Source organism: Aeromicrobium sp., assembly GCF_014378035.1.
Lineage (GTDB): Bacteria > Actinomycetota > Actinomycetes > Propionibacteriales > Nocardioidaceae > Aeromicrobium.
Window position 1 is genome coordinate 1 of the sequence record NZ_JACMOM010000284.1, and the last position, 6,444, is coordinate 6,444.

The window sequence follows — 6,444 nt, forward strand, 5'->3', positions numbered from 1 at the left end:
CCCAGTCGGTGCCCATGTGGCGCTTGACCGAACGGATCGTCCGATCGACGTTGGTCACGCCCTGACGCCTGGCGACCTCGCCGGCGCGGACCTCGCCGTCCTTGGCGAAGGCCACCACCGACGGGGTGGTGCGGGCGCCTTCCGCGTTGGCGATGACGGTGGGTTCTCCACCTTCGAGCACGGCGACGACCGAGTTGGTCGTACCGAGGTCAATTCCGACCGCTCTGGCCATGGTGTTCCTCCTGCTTGTTGAGTACTGGGGGCTATGCAAGACATGAAGTCAAGTGACTTGAGTCTGATGTTATCAACTATCGCCAACCCCGGTTCATTCCGGGTGGCGGCGACTAATTTCGGCTGGCGTGCACCTGCCACCTGATCTCCCGAGGGCCCCGCCACCCGGGGCGCCTAGTCTGACCCCATGACCGACAACGACCGGTTGGCCCGTTCCCTCCACGAGCTCGTCACCGACACGGCTTCGCGCCAGATCTCCCGCGAGACCGCGCACCTTGCAGACATCGAGGTCGACAGCCACGGCATCCACGCGATGTCGCCGCCGCAGGGGTACGCGGCACCCGCGTCGGGAGTCGTCATGACCCACGTCGCGGCTCGATCGCGCGACATCCCTGCGGCGGGCATCGAGGTGCGGGTCGCGGTGTGGGTCTCGACGCCGGGGGCGGAGAGCCCCACGATCCTTCTGACGCGCAGCGACGACGACCGGACCTTGTCGATCGACGTCGCCGACCTGCAGCCCGACCCTACGCCGCACGCGCGCGGACAGGTCAACGACTTCGTCGCCGTGATCATCGCCCACATGGTGTCGGGGCTCAACGTCGCGATGCAGCGCACCTACCTCCACGAGTCGGACGACACCGATGCAGAGTACGACCGCGACGACAACAACCCCTGAGTCCCACCCCGGGTAGGTGGGTCAGCCGACGGGGACGGGGTCCTCGCGATCTTCCCTCGCCAGGTGCTCGTCGTGCTTCGTGAGCGACTCACCCTCGATGTCGAGGTTCGGCAGGAGCCGGTCGAGCCAGCGAGGGAGCCACCACATGCGATCGCCCATCAGGGCCATGAGCGCCGGCACGAGAGTCATGCGGACGAGGAACGCGTCGGCGAGGATGCCTACGGCGAGACCAAATCCGATCGACTTGACCACGGGGTCGCTGCCCAGCGCGAAGCTGCCGAAGACACCGATCATGATGACTGCGGCCGCCGTGACGACGCGGGCACCGTACTGGAACCCGTAGACGACCGACTCGACTGCTGCCTTGCCGTGGACGTACTCCTCCCGCATGCGAGACACGAGGAACACCTCGTAGTCCATTGCCAGACCGAACAGGATGCCGGTCAGCAGCAGCGGCAGCAGGAACAGCACCGGCCCCGACTTGTCGACGCCGATCAGGTTGCCGAGCCAGCCCCATTGGAACACCGCGACGGTCGCACCCAGCGAGATGCCGACGGACAGCAGGAAGCCCACGACCGCCTTGAGCGGCACCAGGATCGAGCGGAACACGATCATCAGCAGGATGAAGGCGAAGCCGACGACCACCAGCAGGTACTTCGGGAACGCCGCGGCCAGGCTCTCGGAGATGTCGACGCCGAGTGCGGTCTGCCCGGTGACCAGGACCTGCGCGCCGGTGGCGCCCTCCACCCCCTTGACCGAGGTGCGGATGTCGTCCACGAGGTCTTGGGTGGCCGCGTCCGACGGACCGCTCGTGGGCAGCACCGTCACGATCGCGTACTGAGCAGTCCTCAGCTGGTCCTGATAGGCGGCAACCGCCTTGGCGTCGGCCGGATCGGGTGCCGGCGAGATCACCGAGGCGATGTCGGTCTTGACGCCTCTGACGTCGGCGACGGCACGGTCGACGGCCGCTTCCGGGTCGGCGGCACCCAGGGTGTCGACCACGACGAGCAGCGGACCGTTGGTCCCTGCGCCGAAGTTCTTCGCGATCAGGTCGTACGCCTCGCGCGGCCCGCTGCCTCGGGCAGCGGTGCCGTCGTCCGGCAGTGCGAGCTGCATCGAGGCAACCGGGATGGCCACCACGCCGGCGACGACGAGCCCACCGATGAAGGTCTTGATGCGGTGCTTGGTGACGAGGTCGGCCCAGCGACGTCCGTTGGTGCGCTTGCCCGTCCTGGACTCGGGGTCGCGGGCCTTGAGGAACGGCAGCGTCCCGGAGGCGATGCGCTTGCCGGCGAACCCGAACAGGGCGGGCAGCATCGTCAGCGCTATGAGCACCGCGACGGCGACCGTGCCGGCAGCAGCAAGACCCATCTCGGACAGGAACGCGATGTTGACGACCGTCAGCCCGGCGAGAGCGATGATGACCGTCAGCCCGGCGAAGATGACCGCCGAGCCGGCAGTGCCGACCGCACGTCCCGCGGCCTCCTCGTGATCGCGACCTGACTGCACCTCATGTCGGTATCGCGACACGATGAACAGCGCGTAGTCGATGCCCACGGCGAGCCCCAGCATCGTGGCCAGGATCGGGGTGGTCGAGCCGAGGTCCATGAACCCCGTCAGGGTCGTGATGCTGGTGACGCCGATGCCCACACCGATCAGCGCGGTGAGAAGCGGCATGCCGGCGACGAGCAGCGACCCGAAGGTGATGATCAGGACGACGATCGCCACGGCGATGCCCATCAGCTCGGTGGTCCCGGTCTCCGGCACCTCCTGCAGCGCGTCTCCGCCGATCTCCGCGCGCAGACCCGCGTCGCGCGCGACCTTCGGCGAGGCATCCAGCGCCGTGCGGTCTGCAGCGGTCAGCTCGACCGCGGTCTTCGCGTAGGACACCGTCGTGTAAGCGGTGCGACCGTCCTTGGAGACGGTTCCGGTGGTGAACGGGTCGGTGGAACCGATGACGTTCTTCGACTTCACATCTGCGATCGAGTCGGTGACGAGCTTCTTGTTGGCGGCCGACGTCAGGGTCTGACCCTCCGGCGCCTGGAACACGATCCGCGCGGTCGCGCCATCGGGTGCTGCATCGGGAGAGCGTTCCTTGATCAGGTCGAATGCCTTGGTCGACTCGATGCCGGGAAGGCTGAACTCATCGGACGTCTTGCCCGACAGCGTCGCGGAAGCCACGCCCATCAGCAGGAGGAGGCCGATCCAGAACGAGACGACGATGCGGCGGTGTCGGAACGACCAGCGTCCGAGCCGGTAGAGATGCCATGCCATGGTGTTTCTCCCTCGAAAAATGCGAAGCGGTGAGTGGTGCAGGTCAGTGGATGCCGAGGGCGGGCAGGACGAGCCCGTCGATGTAGCCGTACAGGAACTCGTCATCCGGCTCGACGCCGGTGAGCGCTACCTGGAGCACGAAGGGCGCCATGAGGGCCAGGTTCACGTGCGGGATGCCCGGGGAGTCTTCGGCGATCTCGCCCCGGTTGATCGCGCGCTGGAGCAAGGTCCCGATCCGCTCGTGGATCGGCTGCAGGATCTCCTGCCGCACCGCCGCAGCGAGCTCGGGATCCTGCTTCATCGCGTGGAGGATGGCGCCCATGAGCTGGGTGCCGTCGTCGTTGTCGCCCCTGTCCCGGACGGCGAACATGTGCCGGAGGTCGCCGCGGAGGCTTCCCGTGTCGGCGAGCTCCAGCCGGGACTGCGCGGTGCACTGCAACGCTTGAACCACGAGTGATGCCTTGCTGCCCCACTGTCGGTAGAGGGTCGCTTTGCTGCACTTCGTGGCCGCCGCGATCTCATCCATCGTGAGGTTGTCGAAGCCGCGCATGGACACGATCTTCAAGGTGCCCGTGTACAGCTCGTCCAGCCGCTCTGCGCTGAGTCGACTCATCGTGATCCCTATCGATACGAAACTGTTTCGTTTCGATAATAGCGCGACCGAGTCGAACCCGCGCGCGGCCGGGCGGCGATCGTGCGATGACGTGCATCACCCCTTGGACGCGCGGGCAGGATCAGGCGTTGCCGTCTTCCGCCGTGAGCGGCTGGGCGATGTCCTCGAGTGATCTGCCCTCCGCCTTGACCCCCAGGAATATCGCGACGATTCCAGCGCCGATCATCAGGCCGGCTCCGAGGTAGTAGCCCGGGACGATGCCGGTGATGTCCTTCGAGGCCGTGGCCTTGTCGATCAGATGACCGAAGTAGAGCGGTCCCGCGATGCCACCGATCGCCGTGCCGGCGGCGTAGAAGAAGGCGATGCACATCGCCCGCGTCTCCATCGGAAACACCTCGCTCGCGGTCAGGTAGGCCGCGCTGGCGCCGGCCGACGCGAAGAAGAAGATCACCATGCCGAACAACGTCAGCGAGATCGCGTTGAGGTCGCCGAGCACGACTCCCGCGGCAGCCAGCAGGACACCCGACAGGATGTAGGTGCCGGCGATCATCGGGATACGCCCGACCCGGTCGAACAACGGTCCGAGGAGCAGTGCCCCCGCGAAGTTGCTGGCCGCGAACGCCGCGACGTACCACCCGGTCTGCTTGACGTCGAGGAATGTCGTGAGGCTGTCGCCATACGTGAAGAAGAAGGCGTTGTACAGGAACGCCTGCCCGGCGAAGAGCGAGAGGCACAGGACCGTGCGCTTGGGATACAGCGCGAAGACCGTGTGAATGATCGTGGTCAGCGGAATGGTCTTTCGCTGGCGGATCGTGATGGTCTCGTCGACGGGCTCGAGGGTGAGGTGGTCCTCCTCCTCGACGGTTCGCTCGATCTCGCGGACGATCTTCTCGCCCTCCTCGTCGCGGCCGTGGATGAACAGCCAGCGGGGGCTCTCGGGAACGTTCTTGCGAACGAACAGCACGCCGATGCCGAGGATCGCACCGAGGGCGAAGCAGAAGCGCCAGCCGAACTCGGGGTTGACGGTGTCCGGGTTGGTCAGCGGGATGGTCAGCAGGGAGCCGGCCGCCGCCCCGACCCAGAACGAGCCGTTGATGATGATGTCGATGCGTCCGCGGTACTTGGCCGGGATCAGCTCGTCGATTGCGGAGTTGATGGCCGCGTACTCCCCGCCGATGCCCGTCCCGGTGATGAATCGGCAGACGAAGTAGAACATCGGGTTCATCGAGAACGCCGTCGCGACGGTGCCGATCAGGTAGACCAGCAGCGTCACCATGAACAGCTTCTTGCGCCCGAACCGGTCGGTCAGCTGCCCGAAGAAGAGCGCGCCCAGGCAGGCACCGGCAACGTAGATCGCGCCAGCGAGGCCGATGTCCGAGCTTGTCAGCCCGAGCCCTGTGTCTCCGTTCTTGAGAACTGCGGACAGGTTGCCGACGATCGTGACCTCGAGGCCGTCCAGGATCCACACCGTTCCGAGACCGATGACGATCATCCAGTGCCATCGCGCCCACGGCAGCCGGTCCATCCGCGCGGGGATGTCAGTGGTGATGCGCCCGGTCTCGGGGCCGGATGACGAGGTCTCGGAGGTGGTCATGCCGAGCCGGGTACCCCTGTGACACAGGTCTCAATCACGCCATTTCCTGCTACCGGTCAGCCGTGCGTCAGCGGACGGCGATGACAATGACGCCGACCGCGACGGAGAAGATCAGCACCCCCACGGCAGCGGCCAGGAAGGCCGGCGCGCCGAAGCCGGGCATCGGCGCACCCGACCGGATGGCCCTCTCGACCGCTCGCCAGCGCAACCACGCCTGGGCGACGCACAGGGCAGAGAGTGCCAGCAGCCACAGCGATGCGGCGTTGCTGACCCACGCGTCGAGGTCGAAGAACGGGCTGTGCACCGCGACAGCGCCGGCGACGAGGGCGAGGGCGGTGCGGGTCCAGGCAAGGAAGGTGCGCTCGTTGGCGAGGGTGAAACGGGTGTCGGGGTCGGGGCCCGCGCCGAACACGTCCCTCGGGAACCGCTTGTCGTCATTCATGAGGCCACCGCATGGACGCCGCAGAGGTCGGCTGACCCGAGGCACGCCGCGCACCGCACCATCTGATGCTTGCAGGCCACGTCGCCGCAGTCGGCCACGTGGTTGGTCGGTGCGCTGCACACGTCGCAGGCACCGACGAGCGTCGTGTGGTCAGAGAAGTTCATCGTGATGCGGTCGTCGAAGACGTACAACGCTCCCTTCCAGAGCCCGTCGTCGCCAAAGGCCTCGCCATAGGTCGCGATGCCCCCATCGAGCTGGTAAACCTCGCGGAAACCCCGCTTCTTCATCAGTGGGGTCAGCACCTCGCACCGGATGCCGCCCGTGCAGTAGGTCACGACGGGTTGGTCCTTGAGGTGGTCGAAGGCTCCGCTGTCGAGCGCGGTGATGAACTCACGCGTCGTCTCGACCGATGGTCGCACCGCCCCGACGAAGTGCCCGACGGCCGACTCGATCTGGTTGCGGCCGTCGAAGAACACCACATCTTTGTCCTCGATCAGGGCATGCAGCTCGGCCGGTGAGAGGTGTGTCCCCCCGTCAACGACTCCCTCGTCGTCGAGCTCGAGCTCGCCCGGGGCGCCGAACGTCACCAGCTCGTCGCGGACACGGACGCTGAG

The 6,444-nt window shown here is 66.7% G+C and carries 7 protein-coding genes; 1 reads left to right on the top strand and 6 read right to left on the bottom strand.

Annotated features, from left to right (window positions below; all coding sequences use genetic code 11):
- Positions 1-232 (bottom strand): Hsp70 family protein (locus H7290_RS14540; RefSeq protein ID WP_290514736.1); only part of this gene is annotated, 232 nt, incomplete at its 3' end.
- 186 nt (positions 233-418) lie between these two features.
- On the opposite strand from H7290_RS14540, the gene H7290_RS14545 reads away from it, so the two are divergent.
- A complete protein-coding gene (locus tag H7290_RS14545) occupies positions 419-907 on the top strand; it encodes a hypothetical protein (protein ID WP_290514737.1) in 489 nt (162 codons plus the stop codon).
- A 21-nt stretch (positions 908-928) separates the two neighbouring features.
- Here the strand turns inward: H7290_RS14545 and H7290_RS14550 are convergent, their stop codons facing one another.
- From H7290_RS14550 to H7290_RS14570, 5 genes are all read right to left on the bottom strand, one after another.
- On the bottom strand, positions 929-3,181 hold the full coding sequence (locus H7290_RS14550; RefSeq protein ID WP_290514738.1) for an MMPL family transporter: 2,253 nt from the start codon (positions 3,179-3,181) through the stop codon (positions 929-931).
- 43 nt (positions 3,182-3,224) lie between these two features.
- On the bottom strand, positions 3,225-3,794 hold the full coding sequence (locus H7290_RS14555; protein ID WP_290514739.1) for a TetR/AcrR family transcriptional regulator: 570 nt from the start codon (positions 3,792-3,794) through the stop codon (positions 3,225-3,227).
- A 121-nt stretch (positions 3,795-3,915) separates the two neighbouring features.
- Positions 3,916-5,388 (bottom strand): MFS transporter, encoded by a 1,473-nt coding sequence (locus tag H7290_RS14560; RefSeq protein WP_290514740.1) that lies wholly within the window; start codon positions 5,386-5,388, stop codon positions 3,916-3,918.
- A gap of 67 nt (positions 5,389-5,455) precedes the next feature.
- Complete coding sequence (locus H7290_RS14565; protein ID WP_290514741.1) at positions 5,456-5,830, bottom strand: DUF202 domain-containing protein; 375 nt, start codon at positions 5,828-5,830, stop codon at positions 5,456-5,458.
- Positions 5,827-6,444 (bottom strand): rhodanese-like domain-containing protein (locus H7290_RS14570; protein ID WP_290514742.1); only part of this gene is annotated, 618 nt, incomplete at its 5' end. The genes H7290_RS14570 and H7290_RS14565, both read right to left, overlap by 4 nt.